The 25,979-nt window shown below is 64.1% G+C and carries 21 protein-coding genes, 1 other RNA gene and 1 pseudogene; 21 read left to right on the plus strand and 2 right to left on the minus strand.

Going from position 1 to position 25,979, the window contains the following annotated elements; genetic code table 11:
* Positions 1-130 precede the first annotated feature (130 nt).
* The 21 genes and pseudogenes from ftsE (at position 131) to Q0H23_RS06800 (ending at position 23,764) form a co-directional block, all read left to right on the plus strand.
* On the plus strand, positions 131-1,255 hold the full coding sequence (gene ftsE / locus Q0H23_RS06700) for a cell division ATP-binding protein FtsE (protein WP_293836867.1): 1,125 nt from the start codon (positions 131-133) through the stop codon (positions 1,253-1,255).
* Entirely contained in the window at positions 1,242-2,189 is a 948-nt protein-coding gene (gene ftsX / locus Q0H23_RS06705; protein WP_293836871.1) for a permease-like cell division protein FtsX, read from the plus strand. Before ftsE ends, ftsX begins: the two co-directional genes overlap by 14 nt.
* 8 nt (positions 2,190-2,197) lie before the next feature.
* A complete protein-coding gene (locus tag Q0H23_RS06710) occupies positions 2,198-4,297 on the plus strand; it encodes a VacB/RNase II family 3'-5' exoribonuclease (RefSeq protein WP_293836873.1) in 2,100 nt (699 codons plus the stop codon).
* A complete protein-coding gene (locus Q0H23_RS06715) occupies positions 4,294-5,142 on the plus strand; it encodes a hypothetical protein (protein WP_293836875.1) in 849 nt (282 codons plus the stop codon). Before Q0H23_RS06710 ends, Q0H23_RS06715 begins: the two co-directional genes overlap by 4 nt.
* An 11-nt stretch (positions 5,143-5,153) precedes the next feature.
* A complete protein-coding gene (gene smpB, locus Q0H23_RS06720; RefSeq protein WP_293815347.1) occupies positions 5,154-5,624 on the plus strand; it encodes an SsrA-binding protein SmpB in 471 nt (156 codons plus the stop codon).
* A 144-nt stretch (positions 5,625-5,768) separates the two neighbouring features.
* Positions 5,769-5,999: a phosphopantetheine-binding protein gene (locus Q0H23_RS06725; protein ID WP_293836877.1), complete on the plus strand. Its 231-nt coding sequence runs from the start codon at positions 5,769-5,771 to the stop codon at positions 5,997-5,999.
* 182 nt (positions 6,000-6,181) lie between these two features.
* Positions 6,182-6,546, plus strand: a transfer-messenger RNA (tmRNA) gene (gene ssrA / locus Q0H23_RS06730).
* A 306-nt stretch (positions 6,547-6,852) separates the two neighbouring features.
* Entirely contained in the window at positions 6,853-7,779 is a 927-nt protein-coding gene (locus Q0H23_RS06735) for a patatin family protein (protein ID WP_293836879.1), read from the plus strand.
* 213 nt (positions 7,780-7,992) lie between these two features.
* Complete coding sequence (gene rplM, locus Q0H23_RS06740) at positions 7,993-8,430, plus strand: 50S ribosomal protein L13 (protein ID WP_293836881.1); 438 nt, start codon at positions 7,993-7,995, stop codon at positions 8,428-8,430.
* 3 nt (positions 8,431-8,433) lie between these two features.
* On the plus strand, positions 8,434-8,829 hold the full coding sequence (rpsI, locus tag Q0H23_RS06745; protein WP_293815297.1) for a 30S ribosomal protein S9: 396 nt from the start codon (positions 8,434-8,436) through the stop codon (positions 8,827-8,829).
* Positions 8,830-9,594: 765 nt separating this feature from the next.
* On the plus strand, positions 9,595-11,442 hold the full coding sequence (glmS, locus tag Q0H23_RS06750; protein WP_293836883.1) for a glutamine--fructose-6-phosphate transaminase (isomerizing): 1,848 nt from the start codon (positions 9,595-9,597) through the stop codon (positions 11,440-11,442).
* Between the two features lie 299 nt (positions 11,443-11,741).
* A complete protein-coding gene (acpS, locus tag Q0H23_RS06755) occupies positions 11,742-12,233 on the plus strand; it encodes a holo-ACP synthase (RefSeq protein ID WP_293836885.1) in 492 nt (163 codons plus the stop codon).
* Positions 12,234-12,239: 6 nt separating this feature from the next.
* Complete coding sequence (locus Q0H23_RS06760) at positions 12,240-13,874, plus strand: NAD(P)H-hydrate dehydratase (protein ID WP_293836887.1); 1,635 nt, start codon at positions 12,240-12,242, stop codon at positions 13,872-13,874.
* A 69-nt stretch (positions 13,875-13,943) separates the two neighbouring features.
* On the plus strand, positions 13,944-15,104 hold the full coding sequence (gene alr / locus Q0H23_RS06765; RefSeq protein WP_293836889.1) for an alanine racemase: 1,161 nt from the start codon (positions 13,944-13,946) through the stop codon (positions 15,102-15,104).
* A gap of 12 nt (positions 15,105-15,116) precedes the next feature.
* Positions 15,117-15,827 (plus strand): uracil-DNA glycosylase, encoded by a 711-nt coding sequence (locus tag Q0H23_RS06770; RefSeq protein ID WP_293836891.1) that lies wholly within the window; start codon positions 15,117-15,119, stop codon positions 15,825-15,827.
* Between the two features lie 2 nt (positions 15,828-15,829).
* Positions 15,830-16,303 (plus strand): annotated as a pseudogene (tsaE, locus tag Q0H23_RS06775) (tRNA (adenosine(37)-N6)-threonylcarbamoyltransferase complex ATPase subunit type 1 TsaE); the annotation flags it as partial.
* Positions 16,304-16,517: 214 nt separating this feature from the next.
* Entirely contained in the window at positions 16,518-18,920 is a 2,403-nt protein-coding gene (gene tsaD, locus Q0H23_RS06780) for a tRNA (adenosine(37)-N6)-threonylcarbamoyltransferase complex transferase subunit TsaD (protein ID WP_293836895.1), read from the plus strand.
* A 132-nt stretch (positions 18,921-19,052) separates the two neighbouring features.
* Entirely contained in the window at positions 19,053-19,790 is a 738-nt protein-coding gene (locus Q0H23_RS06785) for a transposase (protein WP_293836897.1), read from the plus strand.
* A 42-nt stretch (positions 19,791-19,832) separates the two neighbouring features.
* On the plus strand, positions 19,833-21,833 hold the full coding sequence (locus tag Q0H23_RS06790; protein ID WP_293836899.1) for an NAD(+) synthase: 2,001 nt from the start codon (positions 19,833-19,835) through the stop codon (positions 21,831-21,833).
* Between the two features lie 393 nt (positions 21,834-22,226).
* Entirely contained in the window at positions 22,227-22,895 is a 669-nt protein-coding gene (locus tag Q0H23_RS06795) for a LuxR C-terminal-related transcriptional regulator (RefSeq protein WP_293836901.1), read from the plus strand.
* 353 nt (positions 22,896-23,248) lie between these two features.
* Entirely contained in the window at positions 23,249-23,764 is a 516-nt protein-coding gene (locus tag Q0H23_RS06800; protein WP_293836903.1) for a LuxR C-terminal-related transcriptional regulator, read from the plus strand.
* Between the two features lie 161 nt (positions 23,765-23,925).
* Here Q0H23_RS06800 and Q0H23_RS06805 read toward each other — a convergent pair whose 3' ends face one another.
* Positions 23,926-24,642 (minus strand): ABC transporter ATP-binding protein, encoded by a 717-nt coding sequence (locus tag Q0H23_RS06805; protein ID WP_293836906.1) that lies wholly within the window; start codon positions 24,640-24,642, stop codon positions 23,926-23,928.
* On the minus strand, positions 24,639-25,838 hold the full coding sequence (locus Q0H23_RS06810) for a hypothetical protein (RefSeq protein ID WP_293836908.1): 1,200 nt from the start codon (positions 25,836-25,838) through the stop codon (positions 24,639-24,641). The genes Q0H23_RS06805 and Q0H23_RS06810 overlap by 4 nt, the downstream gene beginning before the upstream one ends.
* Positions 25,839-25,979: the final 141 nt, after the last annotated feature.

The following is a 25,979-nucleotide window of genomic DNA, read 5'->3' on the forward strand; positions in this document are numbered from 1 at the left end:
CGGGGCCTTTAAGCTGCATAAAGCGTGTGCCGAGGGGAAACATCGTGTGTGGCCTCTGTGGGGCGAACCTCGGCTTTGCTATTATGGAGCGCGTATCTGCCTTCCTATCGCGCGAAAAAAGGAGCAATAAGTGGCCAACCACTTCCGCAGCAGCGAGGGACAGGACGGCATGGACGGTCAGCAGCCTGACGTCGCCACGCCGTACGTTTCGCAGCCCGACGTCGCATCTGATGCGACGCAGGCCACCCCTCCGCAGGCCCCTGTTGAGCCTGCCTATCAGGCTCCCGCCGAGCCTGCCACCCAGGGAACCGCCTATCAGCCGCCGGTTATGCCGGCGCCTCAGAAGATGAGTTCCATCGCCTCTCAGATCGCGGATCCGTTTGCTAACGCTGACGGCCTCGACGTTATGCCCAGTGCTGACTTCACTGCTGGCGCCTCGTTCGACTCCGATGCTGGCACCTCGTTTGACCCGAGCTCAGAGGCCGGTTTCACCACGACCTTCGCCCCCATCACCAAGGAGGAGGACACCTCGCAGGTGAATGCCGGAGGCGTTCCGGTCATCTCGTTCCAGGGCGTTTCCATGGTCTATCCGGCACAGCCCAACAAGCCGGCGCTCGAGAACGTCGACATCGACGTCTACGCGGGCGAGTTCGTCTTCCTCGTGGGCCACTCTGGCTCCGGTAAGTCGACGCTGCTCAAGCTCATCACTCGCGAGCTCAAGCCCACCCACGGCCGCGTCATGGTCGCCGGCCAGGACCTCACCTCCATGCGTAACTGGAAGGTGCCGTACCTCCGTCGCCAGATCGGCTGCGTGTTCCAGGACTTCAAGCTCCTGCCCGACAAGACGATCTTTGACAACGTGGCGTTCGCCCTCGAGTGCATCGGCAAGCCGCGCTCCGTCATTAAGGCGCAGGTCCCCGAGGTGCTTCGCCTTGTCGGCCTGGGCGAGAAGATGGATGTCTACCCCGACCAGCTCTCCGGCGGCGAGCAGCAGCGCGTCTCCGTCGCCCGCGCGATGGTCAACCGCCCGCCGTTGCTCGTCTGCGACGAGCCCACGGGCAACCTCGATCCGGCGATCTCGCTGGGCATCATGAAGCTGCTCGAGCGAATCAACCGCACGGGCACCACGATCCTGATGGCGACGCATGACCGCCAGATGGTTGACACCATGCGCAAGCGCGTCATCGCGCTTGAGGCCGGCCACGTCGTTCGTGACCAGGAGAGGGGAGGCTACGGCTACTATGGCGCCGTCTAACTTTGGTTATTCGCTCCGCGAGGCGGGGCATCACTTCGTGCGCAACGGCTCCACCACCTTTGGCGCCGTCGTGACGATTTTCCTGTCTCTGTTCATCATCGGCCTGTTCGCGATGGGTTCCGTGCTGCTCGATGGCATGGTTGGCACCGTCGAGGACCAGGTCACCATCCAGGCCTTCCTTTCTGACGATGCGGCCGACGCTGACGTCGACGCCCTTCAGACCAAGATCGAGGGCTGGGATGAGGTCGACTCCGTTACCTATAAGAGCAAGGACGACGCCCTCGCCGAGTATCGCGAGACCATGACGAAGCGCAACGCCGCCGATGCCGTGGCCGCGCTCGATGACCGCAATCCCATTCCGGCTTCGCTCGTCATCAAGCTCAAGGACCCGCAGGACGTCGAGGGCGTGGCAAAGCGCCTTGGCTCCGATAGCGACTTCGCCAAGGTCGCAGACGTCACCAAGTCCGACGACGGCACCACCTCTGATCCCGCTGACCAGGTCCAGTACGGCCAGGGCACCGTCGAGCGCCTCTTTACCGTCACGAACTGGATTCGCATCATCACGCTCGTGCTCGTCGTGCTGCTCACCTTCGTGGCCTTCGTGTTCATCAACAACACGATTCGCCTCTCCATCTCCGCGCGCCGCCGCGAGATCGCGATTCAGCGTCTCGTGGGAGCATCGAACGGCTTCATTCGTGGGCCGTTCCTCATGGAGGGCGTGCTCCAGGCCATTTTCGGCTCCGTGCTCTCCATCGCTGCGCTCGAGGTCATCCGCCGCTTCGGCCTGCCGATGCTTGCCGAGCGCATCTCGTTCCTCAGCTTCACGGTGTCGACTCACGCGACGCTCTCCACGTATGGCCTGCTCGTCGCCATGGGCCTCATCATTGGTCTCTTTGGCTCGATGATCGCCATGAGGCGTTACCTCAAGGTCTAGGGAGTTAGATGGCCCACAAGCGTCATAAAAAGTCGTTTGCGAAGCATGCCGGTCCCACGCGGGGCCGGCATGCGGCGTTAGCGGGAACGCTCCACGTCGCGCGTCCCGGATCAGCCACGGTCGAGACTGCCGAAGGGACCTTCCTCGTGGCTCGCGGCGGTCTTCGCGAAGGAATGGATGGCGACGAGGCTACCGTCGTGCTCGTGCATCGTGGCCTGGGTGACCCTCAAGCTGTGGTCCAAGGGGTGCTCCATCGAGCTTGCGAGCGCTTCGTGGGAACCTTCGAGGTCGCGGGTCCGCTGGGTGCCGTGGTGCCGCTCGACGAGCGCATCCGTCGCGACTTCTTTGTCTTGCCAGACGATAAGAGCGCCGAGGCCCTGGGCGTTGCCGAGGGCGATGTGGTCGAGGCGCGCATCCTCACGTACCCCGCTCGTTATGAGGCCGGCGTGGTTACGCTCGAGCGCCGCATTGGTAGGCCTGACGGCCTTGACCTTCCCATCGAACGCATCATCGCGAGCAACGGTCTCGCGGCGCACTTTGGCGAGTCCGCGCTGAAGCAGGCAGAGGGGATTCATGAGGACGCGGCCGAGGTGCTCGCCGCACAGCCTTGGCGCGAGGACTTGCGTGACTTGCTTTGCGTCACGATTGACCCGGCTACGGCGCGCGACTTCGATGACGCCGTTTCTTGCGAGAGGCTTGCCGGCGGCGGCTACCGTCTGGGCGTCCACATCGCCGACGTCTCGCACTACGTGCGCTGGGGCGATTCCATCGACCTGGAGGCTCGCGCCCGTACCTGCTCGACCTATCTCGTTGATCGCGTGCTTCCCATGCTCCCCGAGCGCCTCTGCGACGACGTTTGCTCGCTCATGCCTGGTCGAGACCGCCTTGTCATGAGCGTCTTTGCCGACCTCGACGCCGTGGGCAGGATTCGTGCGTCCCGCGCGTGTTGCTCGGCGATTCACTCGAAGGCACGCTTTAACTACGACGAGGTCGATGACGTACTCGAGGGGCGCGCGGATGCAAGTGTCCTCGCGTGCGAGGAGGGCGTCCCGGCGAATGCCGTGGCAGAGGTGCTCCGCGCCCTTGACGAGGTTGCGGCGAGGCGCCGTGAAGTCCGCCGCAAGCGTGGCTCGATCGACTTCGATAGCGTCGAGGCGAAGGTGGAGCTCGACGACGAAGGCCACCCGACGGGAGTCTCCGTGCGCGCGCGGACTCGAGCCACCTCGCTTGTCGAGGAGGCCATGCTCGTGGCGAACGAGGTCGTTGCGGACATGCTTGCGGGTCACGAGGAAGAGCTGCCTTGCGCTTTCCGCGTGCATGAGCAGCCGTCCCAGGACCCGCTCATGGCGACGGTGCCCGTCTTGCGTGAGCTCGAGTTGCTTCGCGCGGGCGAAACCGAGAAGCTTGTCTCGGGAGACCCGTTCGTCATTCAGGCGTTGATCGACCGAGCGGAGGGAACGCCGGCCGAGGCGCCTGCGAACGCGCTCCTCCTGCGCGCACAGAAGCGTGCCATCTACCTCCCTAGAAATGATGGCCACTACGCGCTGGGGGCTAAGGCGTACTGCCACTTCACCTCTCCTATCAGGCGCTATCCTGACGTGACGGTGCATCGCGCGCTTAAGGCGCTTATGGGGCACGGTGGAGACGCGGGCCTCGATAAGCGCGCGCGCAAGTCCGCCGCTACCCTCATGCCCCAGCTCTGCCGTACCTGCTCTGACCGCGAGAGAGTTGCGGACGCCGCCGCGCGCGAGAGCCAGAAGGTCAAGATGGCCGAGCTTATGGCCGGTCACGTTGGCGAGAGCTACTCGGGCGTCGTGACGGGCGTCGCCAGCTACGGGCTCTTCGTCCGTCTTGACGAGACGTTTGCGGAAGGCCTTCTGCCCGTTCGCGCTCTTGGCGAGGAATGGTTCGCCTACGATGAGGGTAGGATGTGCCTCACCGGAGAGGCGTCTGGCAGGAGCTGGCGCTTGGGCCAGCGCGTCGCCGCCACGGTCTCCGGGTGCACGCCCGAGAAGGGCCAGATAGACTTTGCGCTCGCGAAAGGCGGCAACGCCGGCGCGGGCTCTCTCTGCCGGGCTTCGGGCGCGGCGCGAAAGGAAACGAAATGAGCGAACGCACTAACCTGACGGAAGAGCTCGAGGCCGCCGAGGGCCTGATTGCGGCCGGCGAGGGCGAACTTGCGGTTGAGCTGCTAGAACGCCTTGCTGACGATGCGGAGGAGTACGCGGACCGCAATTGCGTCGCGAACGAGGACGAGCAGTGGTTCAGCTTCCCCACGCCGTTCGAGCGCCTCTGCTATCGCCGCATCGAGGGGGATCCGCGCGAGCTGCATGACGTGGGCGAGCCGTTCGACCGGCTCTATGCCGATCTCGCATTCGTTCTTGTGAGCGAGGGCGACTACGCCGGCGCGACGGAGGCCCTCCGCCAGGCCGTGCGCTGGAATCCCGTTGACTGCGCCTATCGCCTTGACCTCGCCGAGCTCTATCGCACCAACGGTGACCTTGACGAGTACCTGGGCCTGACCTACTCGGTCTTCGAGCGTGCGAGCGACGTGCGCCACCTTGTGCGTGCCTATTGCAACTTCGCCAGGCACTTCCAGGACACCGGCGCGGATGCTGCCGCGGCCGCGTGCCTGCGCTGCGCTCGCAGGCTCGACTGGAGCGATGACGTGCTCGACGGCCTTCTCTCGCGTGTGAAGGGCACCCAGTCTGATCCGGATCTCCTCACGGACGACCAGGCTGAGGGCGTTCTTGCCGAGCAGGGCCTGCCTACTGGTGCGAACATCGACGTGGTGATCTGCCTGCTCTCGTGTGCGACGGAGGCCGCCTCGCAGCGAGATCGCAGCCTTGCGACGAACCTCACCGTCCGCGCGCGCGACCTTGTGGGGTCTCCCGCGGTGAAGTCGCTCCTCGAGATGATTCGCGACACTGACGTTGCCGGTTATGGGGAGTGACTATAATGCCGATGCCTAAGAAGCGCGAGCGTAAGAGCATTGCTCGCAACAAGTCGGCGCGCCATGAGTACGCGATCGAGGAGACCTTCGAGGCGGGCCTCGTGCTCAAGGGCACCGAGGTGAGGAGCCTGCGCGAACGCGCGTGCCAGATCACGGACTCGTTCTGCCTCATCCGCAACGGCGAGTGCTGGCTGCATGGCGTGCACATCCACCCGTTCAGCCACGGTTCGATTTTCAACGTTGATTCGGACCGCAAACGAAAGCTCCTGCTCCACCGCAAGCAGATCGACTACCTTGACGGCAAGCTTCGTACCAAGGGCATGGCGCTTGTGCCGCTCGAAATGTACTTTGACGAACACAATCGCGTAAAGCTCGTGATCGGCCTCGCTCGAGGCAAGAAGCTCTACGACAAGCGTGCGGACATGGCGAAGCGCGACGTCGACCGTGAGATCGCGCGTACGCTTAAGGAGCGCAACCGCTAGCGCTTGGGGTGTGGCCGTCTCCGCGCGCGGCGGCTCGCCGGCGCCTTCGCCATTTGGCGATTGCCGCGTGCGCGGGCGGCGCTCATGGGTATAGTTAGGCGCGTCAACCAGGGGCCTGCGGGCCCAGGCGAGAAGGGGGCCACCATGGCCGAAGAGTCCACGTTTGACCGCATCGTCAAGATCGTTAAGGAGCAGGACGGCCTCGAGGACATCGAGGTCACGCCTGATACCAAGCTTACCGACCTTGGACTTGACAGCCTGGCTATTGCCGAGGCGATCATGTCCTGCGAGGACGAGTTTGGCATCGAGTTCGACGGCGAGGAGATTCCTGAGACCTTTGGCGACCTCGTCGAGATGGTGGACGCGCTCGCCTAGTTCTGGGTAGAATCACTCCGCGCGACTTCTTGGGTCGCGTGTGGCGGTGCGCCTCGTATGGCACTTAGGTGCCGCGTCCGTGGTGCGCTTGCCTTGGCGCTTCGGTGCCACTTGTTCTTTGTCAACTCGCATGGTGGCCAGCGGCCGGGCAAGACCCGTGCCGAGTCCCCGTCCACACCCGTGGGGGCGACTGGTTTCGACAGGGTGGTCCTGAGGTGGGCAGCAAGCCGTGGTCTCCTCGCCACGTTAAACAGGGGTACCGTCAAATTGAATTGACGACAACTCTTTCCAGGGCTCTTACGCCCTCGCTGCTTAATTAATTAGCGGCCGTCGAAGTGGGGGTTTCTCCTGCTCCCACGGAGACGTCATTTTAGGGAGATGCTCGTGCGGACGTCGTTGGTATGCCGCTCGATAAGATTGAACCAGCTGGGATGCAGAGCGCGGGTCACGGAGTGTGACGCATCCGAGACTTAATCGGTGACTGAGCTTGGAGACACCTGCCAGGGGACTGTTCTGGACCGGAGTTCGATCCTCCGCGCCTCCACCATGTCTGTTGCGCCCCGTCCGCGATTCGCGGGCGGGGCTTTTTCATGCCGCGCGGCGGCGCGGTGGCTTGTGTCTGCTGTCGCAAGGCTGCTTGCGTCCACGCCGTCCGCCGTCGCGAAGCCGCCTGCGTTCGTACCGTCCGCCGTCGCGAGACTGCTTGCGTCCGCGCCGTCTTCTGCGGCGCGTCCTTCTCGGCGGTGGTGTTTTGCGGAGCTTGTCGATGCATGGCCGAGATTATGTAAGGCGAACGGGTATAACCAAAACCAACGGATACTCGGGCGCTCGCGGCGCCATCGGAGGAGGCATCATGGCGTTTAGCTTGTTCAACAGGGGAGATAAGAGCGCGTCCGGAGCGGGCGTGAACGCGATGGGAGCTCCCTCCACGGGCGTTGACCTCGTGCTTGAGGGAGGCGGCATGCGAGGCATCTTCACCGCCGGCGTGCTTGACGTGCTGATGGAGCAGGGCGTCTATGGCTTTGACACCGTGTGGGGCGTCTCCGCGGGCGCCATCAATGCCGCGAGTTACCTCTCTCGTCAGCAGGGACGTTACATGCGCGAGACGCTGGCTTTTCGCGATGACTCGCGTTTTATGGGATTCAAGTCGCTTGCCACGACGGGCGACATCGCGGGGGCGGATTTCCTTTATCACAAGATCCAGGATGAGATCGATCCGTTCGATTACGAGACGTTTGCTGCGCGTCGAAGCCGCTACATGGTCGTCGTGTCGGACATCGTCTTTGGTACGCCGAAGTATCTCGAGGTCAAGAGCCTGCCGGAGGATATCGAGAAGATTCGCGCGTCCGCGTCGCTGCCTGTCATCTCGCGTATCGTCGAGACCGAGGGTGGGCGCTATCTTGACGGTGGCACGACGGATTCCGTTCCCGTGGAGCGGGCCCTTGAGGACGGCGCCCGCGCGGCAGTCGTTGTGCTTACGCAGGACCGCACCTACAAGAAGAAGGGCGGCTACGAGCTCCAGGCGCTTGCGGATCGCCGCTATTCCGACTTCCCCTACTACCTCGAGGCGCTTCGCACGCGAGCAGGACGCTATAACGAGCAGCGCGAGCGCATCTGGCGCCTCGAACGCGAGGAGAAGATCGCCGTTATCGCCCCGAGCGAGCCGGTGACCGTCGGAAGCACTTCGGGTTCGGACGGCGAGGGCCTGTTGCACCTCTACCTAGATGGCCGCCGCCAGGCAACTGAGGCGCTTGACGTGGTCCGAGCCCTCGGCGTGTAGGTGTCAGACGCGTCTTGGGGCTGGTGCGACGGGATTTTGAGCCCTGATTGACATCGCGGATGAACCTGGCCGCAATTCCCACACATATTTGCGAAAACTCGTGCGTTTTCCTTGAACTTCTCCGACTGCGCGCTACAATTTGAAAGCTACTTTTGCAGAGCCCCGTAACCTCGCATAAGTACAAAGCAACACGTAAGCACACGGAGGAGTCAAATGAAGTCGACTCAGTACGCCAAGCCCGGAGAGGTCACCCGCAATTGGGTCCTCATCGATGCTGAGGGTGCCACGCTCGGCCGTCTCGCCACGAAGGCTGCCATGATCCTTCGCGGCAAGAACAAGCCGCAGTACACCCCGCACACCGACACGGGTGATTTCGTCGTCATCATCAACGCTGATAAGGTCCAGCTTACCGGCGTTAAGGCCGACAGCAAGCGCTATTGGCGCTACAGCGGTTGGCTGGGCGGCATGAAGTTCGAGAGCTTCACGGAGGCCATGGAGAAGCACCCCGAGCGCGTCATCGAGCACGCGATCAAGGGCATGCTTCCCAAGTCCTCGCTTGGTCGCAAGCAGTTCACCAAGCTTAAGGTCTACGCTGGCCCGGAGCACCCGCACGCCGCTCAGAACCCCGTTCAGATTGATTGGAGGGCCTAACCGATGGCTGACAACACTGCTGTCTACACTGGCACCGGCCGCCGCAAGGAGGCTGTCGCCCGCGTCCGTCTCGTTCCCGGCACCGGCAAGGTCACCGTCAACGGCCGCGACGCCCTTAACTACTTTGGCCGTCAGCAGCTCGTCGACGACGCCTGCGCTCCTTTCAAGGTGACGGACACCGCTGAGCACTTCGACGTCATCGCCCTGTGCGACGGCGGCGGCATCTCCGGTCAGTCCGGCGCCCTTCGTCTGGGCATCGCCCGCGCCCTCCTCGAGGCCGGCGACTACCGCGCTGACCTGAAGAAGGCTGGCTTCCTCACCCGCGACGCTCGTGCCGTCGAGCGCAAGAAGCCGGGTCTCAAGAAGGCCCGTAAGCGCCCGCAGTTCTCGAAGCGCTAAGTCTCAGAGGCATATTTGCTTGTCAGGTCCGTCAGCCTTTCGGCTGGCGGGCCTTTTTTTAACGAGAGGTGGGCTGGCGTTCCACGCGGCGTTTGTTCGCGGCACTTACTGGTTTGTCGGCTGTTTGCGTGTTCGGCGAGCGTGAAAGGCCCCTTGGCTATGAAGGTCCCTATTTGGATCGTTCGATTCGAGAGGGTTGGTCTGAGGGCGGCATTGCCTTCGGCTTGTCTGAGATGGCCCTACCTTCGTCATAAATAGGGGGATAGCGACTGTGAGCAGCCAAATCGTTTTGTGCCGAGTAGCAATCATTTCCGCAAGACGTTTACCTGGGCAAACGCAGACGATGACAAGCGCGCTACTCGGTCGAAGACCGTTTGGCTGCTCACAGTCGCTATCCGTTAATATAAAGACTTCTTGGTTTGGTCAAAATCAGGGGCGTCGCGGTGAAATCGTGGCTGTCGGCGGTGAAGACAGGGCCGTCAGCGGTGAAATCGTGGCCGTCAGCGCTGACGGCGTTGCTTGCTGGCGCCGAATTCCCGACATGCCACTGTATATATTTCGTGGTTGATATATCAAGCGATTAAATTTTACCTGCGATTATCCAACTCCCCTGAATATCAGCGCTATTTTTTCGCGAACGAAACCTCCGGACGAAAAATCAGCCGCTAGGCTATTTCCCCGTAGGTTTGTCACCACGTTGCGAGGTCTTCGATGGTGCGCCTTATCGCGCCAAATCGGAGCGCGGCACAACGGAGGGAGAGCGATATGTGCGGAATCGTAGGCTATACCGGCTCTGAAGCCGTAAAGAATATTCTCATCAATGGCCTGAAGCGTCTCGAGTACCGCGGCTATGATTCCGCGGGCGTGGCGCTTGAGGTGGGCGACGGCGCCGAAGCCCGCCTTGATGTGATTCGTCGCGTGGGTAAGGTCGCGGGTCTCGAGTCCGAGCTCGACCACATGGACGAGGAGTCGACTTGTGGCATCGGCCACACGCGTTGGGCGACCCACGGCAAGCCCTCTGTCGCCAATGCCCACCCCCACACGAGCTGCGACGGCCGCATCGCGATCGTCCACAACGGCATCATCGAGAACTTTGCGGAGCTCCGCGAAGAGCTCATCTCCCGTGGACACGTCTTCAAGTCCGAGACGGACACCGAGGTATTCGCCCACCTCATCGAGGAGGGTTACACGAAGACCGGCGATCTCATGGCCGCCGTTCGAGAGGCCTGCACGCATGTCGTGGGCGCCTACGGCCTTGCCGCTGTCTGTGCCGACGAGCCTGGCGTGGTTGCCGTCGCCCGCAAGGATTCGCCCATTGTTATCGGCCGTGGCGAGACCGGCTCTTACGTGGCCTCTGACGTGATTGCCCTCATCGATGCGACTCGCGACGTCGTCGTTCTCGAGGATGGCCAGTTCGCGAAGCTCACTCCGGAGGGAATCTCCTTTACCGACGAGATGGGTGCCGCGATTGAGCCTGAGGTCACCCACATCGACTGGGACATCGACATGGCAGAGAAGGCGGGCTATCCGGACTTCATGCTCAAGGAGATCCACGAGCAGCCGCGTGTCGTTCGCGACACGCTTGTCGGGCGTCTGAGCGCCGCTGGCGGCATCGACATCGATGAGCTCGGCCTTTCCCTCGAGGAGCTGAACGACGTCGACCGCGTCTATGTCATCGCCTGCGGAACCTCCTATCACGCCGGCCTTATCGCCAAGAACCTCATCGAGTCCTGGGCACGCATTCCCACCGAGGTCGAGGCCGCGAGCGAGTTCCGCTATCGCGACCCCATCATCACGCCCTCCACTTTGGTCGTCGCCGTGTCGCAGTCCGGCGAGACGGCTGATACCCTCGCCGCCATTCGCGACGCGCGCATCAAGGGAGCCAAGGTCTTCGGCATCACGAACGTCGTCGGCAGTCCGGTGGCTCGCGAGAGTGATGGCGTCATCTACACCAAGGCGAACAAGGAGATCGCCGTCGCTTCGACCAAGAGCTTCATCGGCCAGGTCGTGAGCCTCACGCTTCTGGCGATGCTTCTGGGCCAGGTGAAGTATCGCCTCACCACCAAGCAGTGCCGCATGCTCTTCCGCGAGCTGGGCGATACCGCCGAGCAGATCCAGCACATCCTCGACACCCAGGGCGATGCCATTCACGAGGCAGCTCTCGCATGCAAGGACGCGCAGTCCGCGCTGTTCGTTGGCCGCGGTATGGGTGCTGCCATTTCCTACGAGGGCGCGCTCAAGCTCAAGGAGGTCAGCTACCTGCACGCAGAGGCCTACGCTGCTGGCGAGATGAAGCATGGCCCCATCGCCCTGATCGATCCCGGCTTCCCGGTCATCGCCGTGACCACTAAGAGCCCGACGTATGACAAGACCGTCTCCAACCTCAAGGAGTGCGAGGCCCGCGGCGCCATGATCATCGCGATCGCGACCGAGGGAGACGAGGAGATTGGCAAGATCGCCGATCACGTCATCTGGGTCCCCAAGGTGCGCGACGCCTTCAGCGCCATCACGGCCACGGTGCCGCTGCAGCTCCTGGCTCGCGAAGTCGCGATTCTGCGTGGCTGCGACGTCGACCAGCCGAGGAACCTCGCCAAGTCCGTTACCGTGGAGTAGGACGGAGACCTCGCGCCCGGCGCCCGGCGGAGACCTCGCGTTCAGCGCCCGGGATGCCCGGCTGCGACCTGGCGTCTGGCGGCGTGGGCCGCGACGAGCTGTGACTTGCAAGACCTTGCGGGTTTGGCCGAGGGGGGCGGCCTCGCGTGGACACCGGCTGTACGCGTTAACTATCTCGAGGGAGGGGCACGCCGCCCCTCCCTTTTTTGTTGCCGTCCTAATCCTCTCCTTGTGAGCCTCCTCCTCGAAGCGGTCTTCTCGCGCTAGACTAGATGGGATACCGAGAGGCTGGGAGGCTCATGGCACTGGCAGGAGTTGGCGTCGATATCGTCGAGATCTCACGCATGGAGAAGATCTTGTCGCGTACCCCGCGTTTTGCCCTCCGCGTGTTCACGGACGAGGAGCGCGAGTACTGCGAGCACAGCACGCGTCCGGCGGCGCACTACGCGTGCCGCTTTGCCGCCCGCGAGGCGGTTCTCAAGGCGCTGGGCTGCGGCTTTGGCAAGGGCGTGCGCTTTGATGACGTGAGCGTCTCGAGGGATGCCGCGGGCAGGCCCCAGGCGGTCCTCAAGGGCCGCGCGGCCGAGGTCGCCCAAGAGCGCGGCGTCCTGTCCGTCGCCATTTCGCTGTCGTTCACTCGTGAGATGGCAGTTGCGAACGCTGTCGCCACGACGGCGGAGACGGCCCCCAAGGTTGACGATGCACGCGATCCCCGCCGTGAGCTGGCGGAGTCGTTCAAGGAGGCGCGCTCGATTATCGATGAGCTCGAGCGCGTCGATAACGGAAGGTGATCGGGTATGCAGCCGGTTCTTAATATCGAGGATATCCGCGCGGTCGAGAGGCGCCTCTCCGATGCGGGAGTGAGCGTCTCCGAGCTCATGCATCGCGCCGGTGGCGCGGCGGCTCAGGAGGTCATGCACCTGGGCGACGTCTCGCGCGTCGTTGTCCTTACGGGCTTTGGCAACAACGGCGGAGACGGCTGGGTTGCCGCCGAGGATCTCAAGGCGTCGGGCGTTGACGTTCGCGTGGTGACGCCTTGCGAGCCTGAGAACCTCCATGGCGACCTCGCCCCCATGGTGGCCCGCGCCGCCATCGAGTCTGGCGTGAAGTACCTGGTGGGTCCCTCTCGTGACGAGCTCGACCAGCTGCTCGGCGCGGCTGACGTCGTGCTTGACGCCATGCTCGGCACGGGCTTCCATGACGCTCCCGTCGCCCCGCTCTCCATCTGGATTGACGCGCTGAATTCCTCCGGAGCCCGCGTGGTCTCCGTTGACGTCCCGAGCGGCCTTTCCGCACAGACCGGCCGTGCCCCGGGAGCCGTGGTGGTGGCGGACGTCACGATCACGATGCTCGCCCTGAAGCCCGGTCTTCTCTCTGACGATGGCCGCGACGTCTGCGGCTCCATCGTGGTGGCTCCGCTCGCAGAGCAGACGGCCAAGCTCGTGTACGAGGCGGATCCCGTGGCCTGGCGCTGCGAGACGGCGGATTACGTCGACGTTCTCCAGCCTCCTACGTGCGTGGTGGATAAGTACACGCGTGGCAGCGTCCTCGTGGTTGGCGGCTCGACGCGCTTCCCGGGCGCTGCGATCATGGCCGCCAAGGCCGCCGCGCGTGCTGGCGCCGGCTACGTGACGCTCGCCGTGCCGGAGCCCGTCGCGAACCTCGCGCGCACGCACCTGCTGGAGATTCCCGTCGTGGGCCTTCCGGCGGATGCGGACGGCACCTTCTCCAATGCCGCGCGCGCCCAGGTGGCCGAGCTTGCCGCGCGTCGCTCGGCCGTGCTTGTGGGTCCCGGCATGTGCGTGACGGGTGGCACCGTGGGTGTCGTCTCCACGCTGCTCGAGGGCAAGACGCCGCTCGTCGTCGACGCGGATGGCCTCAACAGCATCGCGCGCCTCACGAACAACGCCCTGGACGAGTTCCCCGAGCTCCTGCGTCGCAGTGCCCCTCTCGTCCTCACCCCGCACCGCCGCGAGCTGGGCAGGCTCGTGGGTCTTACCGGCGATGCCTCTCCTGACACCCTGACCTCGGCCCTCGACGCGGCGCGTCGCGTGGTCTGGGCGGATGGCGGCAGCGAGATCGTGGTGGTTGCCAAGGGTACCGCCACGGCCTGCGTGGGTGTCGAGGTGGCTCTGCTGCCCAAGCCGGGCCCCGCTTGCCTCGCGACTGCTGGCTCGGGCGATGTGCTCGCCGGCATCATGGCGGGCCTGCTTTCCCGTGGCGTCGAGACGGAGAACCTTCCCACGCTCACGGCCCTCGCCTGCGAGGTCCATGGCTGCGCCGCGTCTATCGCCCAGGAGCGCTTCGGTTCGAGGGGCGTCATGGCGGCGGATATAATCGATTCCGTCGGTGTCGCGCTCGACGCGGTCGAGGACCGTGCGGCCTTCAGCGGCGCGGACATCGCCCCTGAGGCGGAGGGCGAAGAACAGTAAGACAGCGGCACCGCCGGCGATGTCGGTGGTCGAGGGCCGGCCTTGCCGGCGACACGGAGGCGCATACCCATGGTTCAGCATAGGTGTCCGGACACGCGTTGGTCCTGGGTCGAGATCGACAAGGGCGCGCTGCGTCGCAATACGCGCGCGTTCAAGGAGAAGCTCGAACCGGGCGTGCGCATGATGGCCGTCGTCAAGGCGGATGCCTATGGACACGGCGCTGTCGAGTGCGTGAAGGTCATGCATGCCGCCGGCGCGGACCAGTTTGCCGTCGCCACGGTGGAGGAGGGGCTTGAGCTTCGCAGGGCAGGTGTCACCTGGCCCATCCTCATCCTCTCCGAGCCTCCGATGGAGTGCGTCCAGACCCTCATCGAGAACGACATAATGCCGAGCGTCTACACGCCCGAGTTTGCCCTTGCCTATGGGGAGTGCGCCGCGGCGTTCGACAAGGTGGGCAAGTACCATCTCGCCATCGAGACGGGCATGACTCGCATCGGCGTGGGCTGGAAGGACGCCCTCGAATTCCGGCACAGCATCGATTTCCACCGCGGCCTCTCGTGCGCGGGCACCTTCACGCACTTTGCCACGGCGGACGTCCCCAATGACTGGACCTTCGGCCTGCAGTATCGTCGCTTCACCGAGGCCGTCGCCGAGATGCGCGCCGCTGGCGTTGACTGCGGCCTTGTGCACTGCGACAACACCCCGGCTACGGTGCTCCATCCGGAGACCCACCTCGACATGTGTCGCGTGGGCGTTGGCCTTTACGGCATGCAGCCTGCGGATTCCACGCGCCCCCACATCTCCCTCGACCCGGTCATGAGTGTGCGCGCCCGTGTGACGCGCGTCGTGTATCCGCCGGTGGGCTCTGGTGTGGGCTATGGCCAGACCTACTCCGTCGCCAGGCAGAACGTTCAGATCGCGACCTTCCCGATCGGCTATGCGGATGGCCTCGCGCGTTCGCTTTCCGGCAAGATGGACGTCCTGGTTCATGGCACCCGTTGCCCGCAGGTGGGAAACATCTGCATGGACCAGTGCATGTTCGCCGTTGACGTCAACACGACTCGCGCCGCTCGCCCGATGGACGAGGTCCACTACGGTGACCTCGTGACCGTCATGGGCGCGGACGGCGACGAGCGCATCACCGCCGAGGAGATAGCTGACCTGCGCGGAACCATCAACTATGAGGTGACGTGCAACTTCGGTGCCCGCCTCGAGAAGGTTTACATCTAGGAGGTTTTCCTCGTGTCCGTCATGAAGATCCCCGGCCACGTCAACCAGAAGCCTGGCGAGGTCATGCTCGAGGAGATCGAGAACCTGCTCGGCGACTGCAAGCGCTGTGAGCTCGGGCAGACGCGCTCCCACCTCGTCTTTGGAACCGGAGACCCCCATGCTCGCGTGATGTTCGTGGGCGAGGGTCCGGGCAAGAACGAGGACCTCAAGGGCGAGCCCTTCGTGGGCGCCGCCGGTAAGAAGCTGGATTCCCTCCTCTCCATCGCAGGTCTCACGCGTGAGGAGATATACATCGCCAACGTCGTGAAGTGCCGCCCGCCCGGAAACCGTAACCCCAAGCCGGACGAGATCGAGGCGTGCTCGCCCTTCCTACGTGAGCAGATCCGTTCCGTCTGGCCTGACGTCATCGTCTGCCTGGGCAACTTTGCCTCGCAGTGGGTTCTCAAGACCGATCGCGGCGTGACGCAGCTGCGCGGCAAGCTCTACCAGCAGGGTCACTTCGTCGTGGCGCCCACGTTCCATCCGGCCGCCTGCATCTACCACTCCGATTGGCAGCCCCTGCTCGAGGAAGACCTCGCGCGCGTGGGTGCTTGGCTTGCCGCCAATCCGCGCGGAGAGGTCACGGCTGCTGCGGCGACCGCCCACAACGTGAGGCCGGTCGCGGACGCTGCCGGCAAGAAGGCACCTGCAGGCGCGGGTCTTCCTGAGGAGGCGGCGCGATGACCGGATGCTTCGAGAGCGCGAGCCCCGAGGAGACGTTCGAGCTGGGCAAGCGTCTGGGAGCTGCGCTCGAACCGGGCGACGTCCTGGTGCTCACGGGAGACCTCGGTGCCGGCAAGACGCAGCTCACGAAGGGCATCGCCGCCGCCATGGGTGTCGAGGACGAGGTTACGAGCCCGACGTTCGCTCTCGAGGCCGTTCATGAGGGCGAACGCATGCCGCTCTACCACTTCGACCTCTATCGTCTGCATGATGCCGAGGAGCTCGGCGACGCTGGCGTGTGGGACGTGCTTGGCGGCGATGGCGTCTGCGTCATCGAGTGGGGTGAGCAATTCTCTGACGAATTGGGTGACGAGCGCCTTGACGTGTTCGTGACGCGTGACGAGGAGGGCGCGGCACCGGGCGAGGAGCCTTGCCGCGAGATTCGCCTCGTCGCGCACGATGCGCGCGGCGAAAAGATCGTGGCCGCGCTGGGGTAGGGCCTGCGTCGCGAACGCGTGCTACGTGCACGCTGCGGGCGCGTGCCGCGTGCGTGCTGCGTGCGCGCGTCACGGGCGCACGCTTTGCGCGCTGGGCCGCCGCCCGGCGTCACGCGTGCCGTTGCCATGGCGCTTGATGTCCCGCGCGTGCGTCGTGCGTGCTAGACGGCTACACTTGATGGGTTAAACGCACTGCCGAGAGGGGCCGTAACCCATGAGCCTAGCCGCATCTTCACACATCGTTCTCGCCGTCGATACCTCGACGGATATGCTCGCATGCGCCGTTGGACGCGTCGAGGGCGAACGCGTCGAGCTGCTTGCCGCGGGCGATCACCTGTGCCGTCGCCATGCGAACGAGGAACTTGTGAACACGTGCGCCGGCGTGCTCGAGCGTGCCGGCCTTACGCGCGGGGATGTGGATTGCGTTCTCGTGGGGCGTGGCCCCGGCAGCTTTACGGGGGTGCGCATTGGCATCGCGACTGCCAAGGGCCTTGCCTGCGGCCTTGAGCGCCCGCTCTTTGGCGCCTCGACTCTCGACGCCGTCGCTTGGGGCGTCTGGAAGTCTGGCGTGCGCGGCCTCGTGGGAGTCGTTGGCGATGCCATGCGTCGCGAGGTCTACCCCGGTCTGTATCAGGTTGACGAGAGCGGCCCCGTGCGTCTGTTTGAGGTGGAGACCGTCGTCAAGGCGGCGGATGCCGTCGCTGCCTGGGCGGAGCGCCCGGACGCTGGGGAGATCATCCTCGCGGGCGATGGCCTTGCCAAGTACCGCGCCCAGTATGAGGAGGCCGGCTTCGCGCGTTTTGCGAGCGAGGATGCCTGGCATCCGGTGGGCGAGGGCCTGATTCGCGCTGCCGCGGCGGCTGGGACGTTTGACGGCGAGAACACCGCTCCGGCAAACAGCGGTGACCCCGCGCTCGTGCTCCCCGTCTACACGCGTCTCTCCGACGCCGAGGAGAACGAGGCAAAGCGCCTCGGCCTCGCCTCTCCCGCAACCGTCACCACCACGGGGTGCGATGACGCGCTCGCAGACCGTCACCTCCAGCTCCGTCCTGCCAATGCCAATGACCCCGCGGCGCTCGCGGCGCTTGAGCTCAAGGTCTTTGGCGATTCGAACCACACGCCCTGGAGCGAGAACCTCTTTGCGGATGACCTCGCGCTTCCCGGTCACATCTGGTGGGTCGCTCATGACGAGGGCTCCATCGTGGGCTATGCCGGAGGCGTCGTCGCCGGCGGAGAGATCCAGATCGACAACGTCGCCGTGGCCCCCTCGCGCCGCCGTGAGGGTATCGCCGCAAGGCTGCTCGCCCGTGTGACCTATGACGCGCAGATGCTGGGTGCCACGACCTCCGTGCTTGAAGCGGACGTTGATAACGCCGCAGCTCAGGCGCTTTATGCGGGTCTCGGCTATGCCGAGGTCGGCCGTAGGCCCAACTACTATGGACAGGGTCACGCCGCTCTTATCATGGAGGCGCAGCTTCCGCTCGTGACGCCAAGCCGTCATGACACGCCCGATCCGCACGCTTCCGTCCGCCCGTGGCCCATTGTGGCCGCTCCGCGTGGAGATGCCGCGCACGAGGCAATCGCTGCCGCCGGTCCCCTGATCCTTGCCATCGAGAGCAGCTGTGACGAGACCGCGATGGCCGTCATCGACGGCGCGGGCGAGATCGTCGCCAACGTCGTCGCCACCCAGATCGACTTCCACGCACGCTTTGGCGGCGTTGTTCCGGAGATCGCGAGCCGTAAGCACACGGAGGCGATCGTCGGCGTCTACGAAGAGACGATGGCGAAGGCCGGAGCTCACTTTGGCGTCGACACGCTCGTCCCGGCAGACCTTGCCGCCGTGGGTGTAACCCAAGGGCCGGGTCTCGTTGGCGCTCTCGTGGTGGGCATCGCGTTTGCCAAGGGTCTTGCCTCCGGTGCTGACCTGCCGCTTATTGGCGTGAACCATCTCGAGGGCCATCTCTTCGCCAATCTCTTCGAGACCCCCGACCTCAAGCCGCCCTTCGTGGCGAGCCTCGTCTCGGGCGGCCACACCATGCTCGTCCACGTGCGCGACTGGGGCGACTACGAGGTCCTCGGCCAGACCATCGACGATGCCGTGGGCGAGGCCTTCGACAAGGTCGCCAAGGCGCTGGGTCTGGGCTATCCGGGCGGCCCCGTTATCAGCCGCCTGGCCGAGAAGGGCAACCGCAAGGCGATTCACTTCCCGCGTGCGATGATGCACAGCGGCGATTACAGCTTCTCGCTCTCGGGTCTCAAGACCAGCGTCATCACCTACATCAATAACGAGAACCGTGCCGGACGCGCTATCAACCTGCCCGACCTCGCGGCGAGCTTCGAGGCTGCGGTCATTGACGTGCAGGTGGCGAAGGCAGCCGAGGCCGTCTCGAAGACCGGCGCCCGCGACTTCTGCGTGGGCGGTGGCGTCGCGGCGAACCCCCAGCTCCGCGAGGCGTACAAGCGTAAGTTCGGCCGCATGCACGTGCGCGTCACCGTGCCGCCCCTCACTGCCTGCACGGACAACGCCGCGATGATCGCCCTCGTTGCCAAGCGCAAGTTCGACCTCGGCGAGTTCTCCGACCCATCCATGGACGCCACCCCCAACATGAGCCTGTAGTGACCTGAAAAAGGGACAGTCCCTTTTTCAGGTTTTAAAGCTCGCAAAAGCGATGTTCCGTTTGTCAGGTTTTTAGAGGACCGAACGGGTATAAGCCTCCTCACCTTAATCGACGGGTGGGGAGGCGTTCATATGCCGAGGAGTGCGCGCGCAAGGTCGGAATCCGGTTTCTATCACGTTGTCGCGAAGGGCAACGGCGGCCAAAACCTGTTCGAGGACGCAAGCGACTATCGTGCGTTTCTCGAGCTAGTTTCCGCGGCGGCCGAGAAGTGTGGCGTGCTCGTCCACGCCTACTGCCTCATGTCCAACCACGTGCATCTCCTCCTCGAGGATCGCGGCAATCGACTGAGCGACTTCATGAAGTCGCTCACCACGGGGTACGCCATGCGTTTCAACGCGAAGACGGGTCATATCGGCCACGTCTTCCAGCAGAGGTTTAAGAGCCAACCGGTCGAGAGCGAGGCCTATCTGTTGCAGGCGGCGCGCTATATCCACAACAATCCTGCCAAGGCGGGCATTTGTCCGGCGGACGAGTATTTGTGGAGCAGCTACCACGAGTACGCATCGGGCGTCCAGGGGATCGCGACCGTCACGCTGGTGCTCGGCATGTGCGGCGGCAGGGAGGGGTTTCGCGTGTTCCAGGCCCAGGGCGAGGGCGACTATCGCTTTGGCCAGCGCTCGCGGGTTACAGATGCCGAGGCCCGCGAGGTCGCGCGGCGCATCCTTGGCGATATCGCCCCGGGAGACATCAAAGCGATGGAGCGGCCGCGCCGCAATGCGCTACTCTTTGACCTTAAGGATGCGGGCCTGTCTGTGCGCCAGATCGAGAGGCTGACCGGCCTTGGCAAATGGATTATCAACGAGGCGTGACCTGAAAAAGGGACTGTCCCTTTTTCAGGTAGGAGGTATGAGATGCGAGACGGATTCATTAGGGTTGCGGCGCTGACGCCGGCGGTGCGCGTGGCGGACGTTGAGTTCAACGTCGATTCTTGCGCGGCGGCCGTGCTCGCCTCCGATGCCCAGGTCATCGTGCTGCCTGAGCTCGCGATCACCTCCTACACCTGCGAGGACCTCTTCTGGCAGGACGCGCTCCTGCGTGTCGCCGAGGAGGGCCTGGCAACCCTCGCCGCTAAGACGGCCGAGGTAGACGCCCTTGTTCTCGTGGGCGTGCCGGTTCGCGTTGCCTCCAAGCTCTACAACTGCGCAGCGGTTCTCTCGCGCGGCGAGCTCCTCGGTCTCGTGCCCAAGCGTAACATCCCCACCTACGGCGAGTTCTACGAGGGCAGGCGCTTCTCCGCCGGCCCTGAGGACGTGACGCTCGTGGGCTTCGCGGGCTTCGACGAGGTGCCGTTTGGCTCGGAACAGCTCTTCGAGTGCGAGGACGTGCCTGGCCTCGTCGTCGCGGCGGAGATCTGCGAAGACCTTTGGGTCCCCAACCCGCCGAGCACCGCTGCCGCCATGGCGGGCGCGACTCTCGTCTGCAACCTCTCTGCCTCGAACGAACTTGTGGGCAAGGCGGATTATCGCCGTGACCTCGTGAGCTCCACGAGCGCCCGTCTCATCTGCGCCTACGCCTATGCAAGCGCCGGCTGGGGCGAGTCAACCCAGGATGTCGTCTATGGTGGCCACTGTCTCGTGGCTGAGAACGGCCGCATCGTCGGCGAGGCTAAGCCGCTCGACGACGAGCTTCTCGTGCGTGCGGAGGGCCTTGCCTGCACCGGCGCCACCGCCGTGGTAGACCTCGGCCTTCTTGCCCATGATCGTCTGCGCATGTCGACGTTCGACGTCGATCCCATGGCATCGGGCTACGTCACCACGCTCTTTTCGCTCGCGTCGCGCGAGGTCTCGCTTGACTCGCGCTATGTGGACCCGCACCCCTTCGTGCCGGCGGATCCCGCCCGCCGTGCCGAGCGCTGCGAGTCGATCTTTGCCATCCAGGCCCACGGCCTTGCGAAGCGCCTCGCCCACACGCACTCGAAGCGCGCGGTCATCGGCGTCTCCGGCGGTCTCGACTCCACGCTGGCGCTGCTCGTTTGTGCCCGCGCCTTCGACCTACTCGGCCTCGATCGTTCCGGTATCCTCGCCATCACGATGCCTGGCTTCGGCACCACGAATCGCACGCATGACAACGCCCGCGTCATGTCCGAGGCGCTCGGCTGCGAGCTGCGTGAGGTGAGCATCGCCGCGGCGGTTCGCCAGCACTTCGCGGATATCGGCCATGACGAGGCGGACCACTCCGTGACCTACGAGAACGCGCAGGCCCGCGAACGCACCCAGATCCTCATGGACGTCGCGAACAAGGAGGGTGGCCTCGTGGTTGGCACGGGCGACCTCTCTGAGCTCGCCCTCGGCTGGGCCACCTACAACGCCGATCACATGAGCATGTACGGCGTGAACGCCGGCGTGCCCAAGACGCTCGTGCGCCACCTCGTTCGATACGTCTCGGACGAGGCTCGCTTGAAGGGCGATGACGCGCTCGCCGCCGTGCTCGATGACGTGCTCGACACGCCGGTCTCGCCGGAGCTCCTGCCCGCTACGGGCGACGGCAAGATCTCCCAGAAGACCGAGGACCTCGTGGGCCCCTACGAGCTCCATGACTTCTTTCTCTACAACGTGCTGCGCTGCGGCTTTGGCCCGGCGAAGGTCTATCGCCTGGCACTCGAGGCGTTTGGCGGCCGCTACGCGAGCGGCGCCGACGCCGATGACGCCGCAGTTGGCACCTATGATGCCGAGACGATCATGAAGTGGCTGCGCAAGTTCTACTGGCGCTTCTTCTCGCAGCAGTTCAAGCGCAGCTGCCTGCCCGACGGTCCCAAGGTCGGCAGCGTGGCCGTGAGCCCGCGCGGCGACCTACGGATGCCGAGCGATGCCGTCTGCACGTTGTGGCAGCGCGAGCTCGACGGACTGGAGTAGCAAATGGGCTCGAGGCGGACATACCCTTGCCTCCGTCTCTCGGCCTTCATGCCACTTGCGTGGCTTGCCCTACTTGTTGGGGCACCTCAGGTGCTTGCGCCGCCGAGTCCGTTTGCCTGCGATGGGCTATCGCTCGCGTTCTCCGCGCTAGTGCCCGCGATGGCCCTGGCTGGGCTTGCGGGATGTATGGTTCCGCACATCCGCGGGAAGTACGAGTGCGTGCTCGCCGTGGCCGGTGTGTTGGCGATGCTCGCCTACCTGTCTGGTTGCTGGCGGGGAGCGGCTGGATTCTCATGGGGGAGCGCGAACTCCACTCCGTGCGTCTCCAGTGCTCTGGCGCTGTCCTACGTTGGCTGCTTGTGTGCAGCGCTTGCATCGTTTGCCTGCGGATATATGGTTTCCGGTGACGTGGGTGACTTCCCCGCCGGCGAACACGGCGAGCGTGTGTGGACGGTGGGGTGCGCGCTGCTTGCGGCCGCGTTGCTTGGATTGTCTGCCCGCCTCATGCCCAACTGGACGCTCGTTAGAGTTTCGGCCGCCACTGCTGGGTCGGATGACGAGCTGCTGCTAGGGGCGCTCACGCTGGGCGGACTGGGCGATGCGCCGGGGATGCGGCCGCTGAGCTCGGGGGCGCCTTCCTGTGGATTGGCCATGCTGCTGCCGCCGGTCGCCTGGTCCGTTGTGACCCTTGCCCTTGGAGCTATTGCAACGCGTCTGCGGGCCTGTTCGGCACGTTCAATAATCCGCGGTTACTGCGCGGGGCTATTTCTTGCGTGGCTGCTCAGCTCGCTCTTTCCCGCGCTTGGTCGTGCCCTGGTCTGGGGTATGTCGGTTCCTTTCGTGCTGCTTGCGCTTGCGTTGGCGGTAATGGCCCTTGGAGTCGCCTCTTCTGCGCGCAAGGCGGAGGAACGCGATGAGGAAATTGCGGACGCCGGGCGCACCGGAACGGCGTTTAAAGGTTCCGGGCTGTCGCCGCGTGAGTCTGAGGCTCTGCGGCTTCGCCTGGCGGGGCTCTCCTCTGCCAAGGTTGCCGTTCAAATGGGGATTAGCGCTTCTACGTGAGGAATTTGCAGTCGCGTGCGTTAAACAAACTGCGCGTTGCGTCGATTGACGAGTTGCGAGCCGGGACGCCCATGGATGAGCCACACCATGTGTGTGACGAGGCCTCTCGCTCGTGGCGCACTCTGCTTCTCGCGGTGCTTTGCGTTGCCGTAGTGGTGGGCTGGGCGCTCGGCCAAGACTGGGTTACGGATTACGTGGCAGTGATGTTGCTGGGTCTCTGCCTGGCGTTTTATGGGTTTGTGAGCCCTGGAGATGACGTGTCGCGCACTGCTCTTCGCGTGTTGTCGGCGGTCTGTTTTGTGGGGACGTTACTGGGGCTTATCCCGCTACTTGCCCTGGTTCTCACATTGGCCATGGTCGTTGCCCGGCTCGCCGGCTATGAGGTGCGGCACCTGTGCACCCCAGCGCTGGCGTTCTCGTGTCTTGGGCTGGGAATGCTTCTCGGCGGCTACTCGTCGGGACTCGTGCCTCGTCTGCCGGCGCTTCTCGCGCTCATTTCGAACGATGAGGCCGCTATGGCATGCGCCATGCTTGCGGGCCTTGTCTCTGGGGTGTACGTAATTGCCGGGGCCGTCTCGCTCTTTCTCTCGGTGAGGGACGAACTTGAGTGGGTGTCAAGTAGTGCCGGGATGAGCGCCGATGGGGGACGGAGTCGTAGGCTGTCTGCCTATCTCGTGAGTCGCGGACTCAACGAAACCGAGGTAGATGTGGCAATGCTTCTGATCGCTGGTTGCGGCGGCGCCGAGATTTGCTCAAAACGCTGCCTCTCTCCCGGCGCCGTCAACTCCGCCCGTCGAACTGCCTATCGCAAACTCGGCATCCACTCCCTCGCCGAGCTTGTTGACCTGTGTCGGGATGCCGTGAGATGAAAGCCGCCCGCTGATTGCCGGGCGGCTTCGGGCTACCAGGTCGCGTAGATGCACTTCAGGCGATCGACCGTGCCGGGACGGTGCAATCATGAGGGCTGCTAGGGCGGCGGCATGGCTTATTTGGCTCTGCTTAGCATGTTCGCTCCTTCTGTCGGCTCTCTTTAGTGCGCTGGCGCGTTTCCTCCCTTCTCGTAAAGCTCGTGGTAGCGAGCGGCGCAGGTGTCGGTGCGGCTTCTTGTGCGGTCGTGAAGCTCAACCTGCTTGTTGACGATGAAGGCAACGCGGTCGCAGGAAAGGTCAACGTTTGCGAGGTTGTGGCTCGACAGAACGATCGAGCGACCGGTTCGTACGTAGGACCGCATGGCTCTTGTGACGGCCCCAACATTGGTGGGGTCAAGCGCACTCATGGGCTCGTCGAAAAGGAGCAGGTCTGCTCCCGTTGCCATGGCGGTGGCAATGGAGGCGAGCTGCGCCATTCCTTGCGAACACTTTCGGACGGGAAGATCGAGGAACCCCTCAATACCAAGACGGGAGGATAGCTTCGCTGCGTCTACCTGCGATCCCCAACAATCTCTGGCAAATTCGATGTTCTGCCGAACGGTGGCACGCAGACTCAGGACGGATGGCGAGGGCAGGTAGAAGGCGACCCCCTTCCATTCGACGGCGCTCAGATTGCGTGTGGCCGATGTGTTCCCGGCGTCGATCTTGCATGTGACGTGCCTGCTCCATGGCTCACAGATTGACTCGAGCAGCGTTGTCTTACCGCTTCCGTTGGGGGCGACGAGCCCCGTGACGGTGCCGGAGGGTATTTCGATGCTGGCGTTGTCCAGGACAAGCCTGTCTCCGCGTCGTGCACAAAGGTTGAGGAAGCCAATCATGAGAATCGCCTCGCTAGCCGCTTTGTTGCCGTGCGCTCACGAGCCATGTCCGCAAAGAGGGCGATGGCCAGGAGGGCGATCGCGAACAGGAAGAGCGTTGCGAGCCCAAGCTCCCACGTGGTGCCTGGAATCACCCGGATATCAAGCCCGTTTGCATAGACCGGCAGCCCTACGACGCTCCCGCACGAGATGTATGAGCTGGGAAGATGCCGCGCGACCGCTCTCCATCTTGTCGACTGCGACGTGTAAATGGGAATCAGGGGACAGACGAGCAGCGCGAACGCAACTCCCAACCCACAGCGTGCTCGGATGGATTCTGCCGCCGCAACGAGCGCGACTACCATGAGCGACGCAAGTGTCATGAGCGCGGTGTCCTGCGCGAGTACATCCCCGATGGTGCTTGAGCGCACGACCCCATCGGCGATGCTCACTACGGGGTATGCGAAGTCGCCGATGCCATTCCTTATCGCTGCGAGAAGTGCCGCCGGGAGAAGCGTGGTCGCGAGGCACGCAAGCGACAGAACGGACGCGGCGACAGCACATGCCAGGCGCTTGGATGCTCGCGAGACTGGTGCCATTGAGACTAGAGTTCTGCCTCCGAGCCTCCTTTGGGAACCGCTCGTGAGCAGCGCCACCGGCAGCAGCAGAATGATTCCCGGCATGAGGCCCAGTACAAATGCTAGATAGTACGTGGCCGGCATCTCTGTCGCGCTGGCGTATACCTCGGGGTTTTCAAGGCCGGCCAATCGATGGATGAGTTCAGAGCGAGCGTACAGACTTGGGGTCGACTCGGTGTGGCCGAGCTTTGCGCATTCGGTCTCTACGTCGTAATGCTGCGCGTAGGCGATGAAGAACTCCTTGCTCGGATAGGGCGCGTTTGAAGCGGCCGTGAGCGCTTCGAGCTCGCGTGCGTTGATGTCCTTGAGCGCGTCCGGCGCCGAGTCGTAGGCGCCGCTCCCCATTCCGGTCGACAGGATCTCCAGGGTCTGGTTGACTTGCTCCTGGCCGATCGCCAGATCGGAGAGCGTTGGATAGCCCACGAGTCCCGGGAGCAAGAAGAGCGCCTGTGCGAGGATGAGCGCGACAATGAGCGCCTTGCTGCTCAGGCAATCGCTTAGGGATGTGCGCACCATGGCTACCATCGAGCTTCTGGGCACTTTGGCGCCATTGCGGTCAATGCGGGTGAGGTTTCTCATGGCTCGCTCCTTTCGGTCTGCCGGTATCGTCCATCCGAGACGGCGTACTGTCTGTAGACAGTGCATATGAAGTTGTCAGCGTGGGCGTCTACAGCACATCTACCTCGATGTTTGACAAGCAATCCGCGGCTTCTCATCGAA

This window comes from uncultured Parolsenella sp. (assembly GCF_934660935.1).
Lineage (GTDB): Bacteria > Actinomycetota > Coriobacteriia > Coriobacteriales > Atopobiaceae > Parolsenella.

Coding starts and splice junctions, on each gene's coding strand:
- ftsX (WP_293836871.1), top strand. CDS start 1,242: ATGGCGCCGTCTAACTTTGGTTATTCGCTCCGCGAGGCGGGGCATCAC.
- Q0H23_RS06710 (WP_293836873.1), top strand. CDS start 2,198: ATGGCCCACAAGCGTCATAAAAAGTCGTTTGCGAAGCATGCCGGTCCC.
- Q0H23_RS06715 (WP_293836875.1), top strand. CDS start 4,294: ATGAGCGAACGCACTAACCTGACGGAAGAGCTCGAGGCCGCCGAGGGC.
- smpB (WP_293815347.1), top strand. CDS start 5,154: ATGCCTAAGAAGCGCGAGCGTAAGAGCATTGCTCGCAACAAGTCGGCG.
- Q0H23_RS06725 (WP_293836877.1), top strand. CDS start 5,769: ATGGCCGAAGAGTCCACGTTTGACCGCATCGTCAAGATCGTTAAGGAG.
- Q0H23_RS06735 (WP_293836879.1), top strand. CDS start 6,853: ATGGCGTTTAGCTTGTTCAACAGGGGAGATAAGAGCGCGTCCGGAGCG.
- rplM (WP_293836881.1), top strand. CDS start 7,993: ATGAAGTCGACTCAGTACGCCAAGCCCGGAGAGGTCACCCGCAATTGG.
- rpsI (WP_293815297.1), top strand. CDS start 8,434: ATGGCTGACAACACTGCTGTCTACACTGGCACCGGCCGCCGCAAGGAG.
- glmS (WP_293836883.1), top strand. CDS start 9,595: ATGTGCGGAATCGTAGGCTATACCGGCTCTGAAGCCGTAAAGAATATT.
- acpS (WP_293836885.1), top strand. CDS start 11,742: ATGGCACTGGCAGGAGTTGGCGTCGATATCGTCGAGATCTCACGCATG.
- Q0H23_RS06760 (WP_293836887.1), top strand. CDS start 12,240: ATGCAGCCGGTTCTTAATATCGAGGATATCCGCGCGGTCGAGAGGCGC.
- alr (WP_293836889.1), top strand. CDS start 13,944: ATGGTTCAGCATAGGTGTCCGGACACGCGTTGGTCCTGGGTCGAGATC.
- tsaD (WP_293836895.1), top strand. CDS start 16,518: ATGAGCCTAGCCGCATCTTCACACATCGTTCTCGCCGTCGATACCTCG.
- Q0H23_RS06785 (WP_293836897.1), top strand. CDS start 19,053: ATGCCGAGGAGTGCGCGCGCAAGGTCGGAATCCGGTTTCTATCACGTT.
- Q0H23_RS06790 (WP_293836899.1), top strand. CDS start 19,833: ATGCGAGACGGATTCATTAGGGTTGCGGCGCTGACGCCGGCGGTGCGC.
- Q0H23_RS06795 (WP_293836901.1), top strand. CDS start 22,227: ATGGTTTCCGGTGACGTGGGTGACTTCCCCGCCGGCGAACACGGCGAG.
- Q0H23_RS06800 (WP_293836903.1), top strand. CDS start 23,249: ATGGTCGTTGCCCGGCTCGCCGGCTATGAGGTGCGGCACCTGTGCACC.
- Q0H23_RS06805 (WP_293836906.1), bottom strand. CDS start 24,642: ATGATTGGCTTCCTCAACCTTTGTGCACGACGCGGAGACAGGCTTGTC.
- Q0H23_RS06810 (WP_293836908.1), bottom strand. CDS start 25,838: ATGAGAAACCTCACCCGCATTGACCGCAATGGCGCCAAAGTGCCCAGA.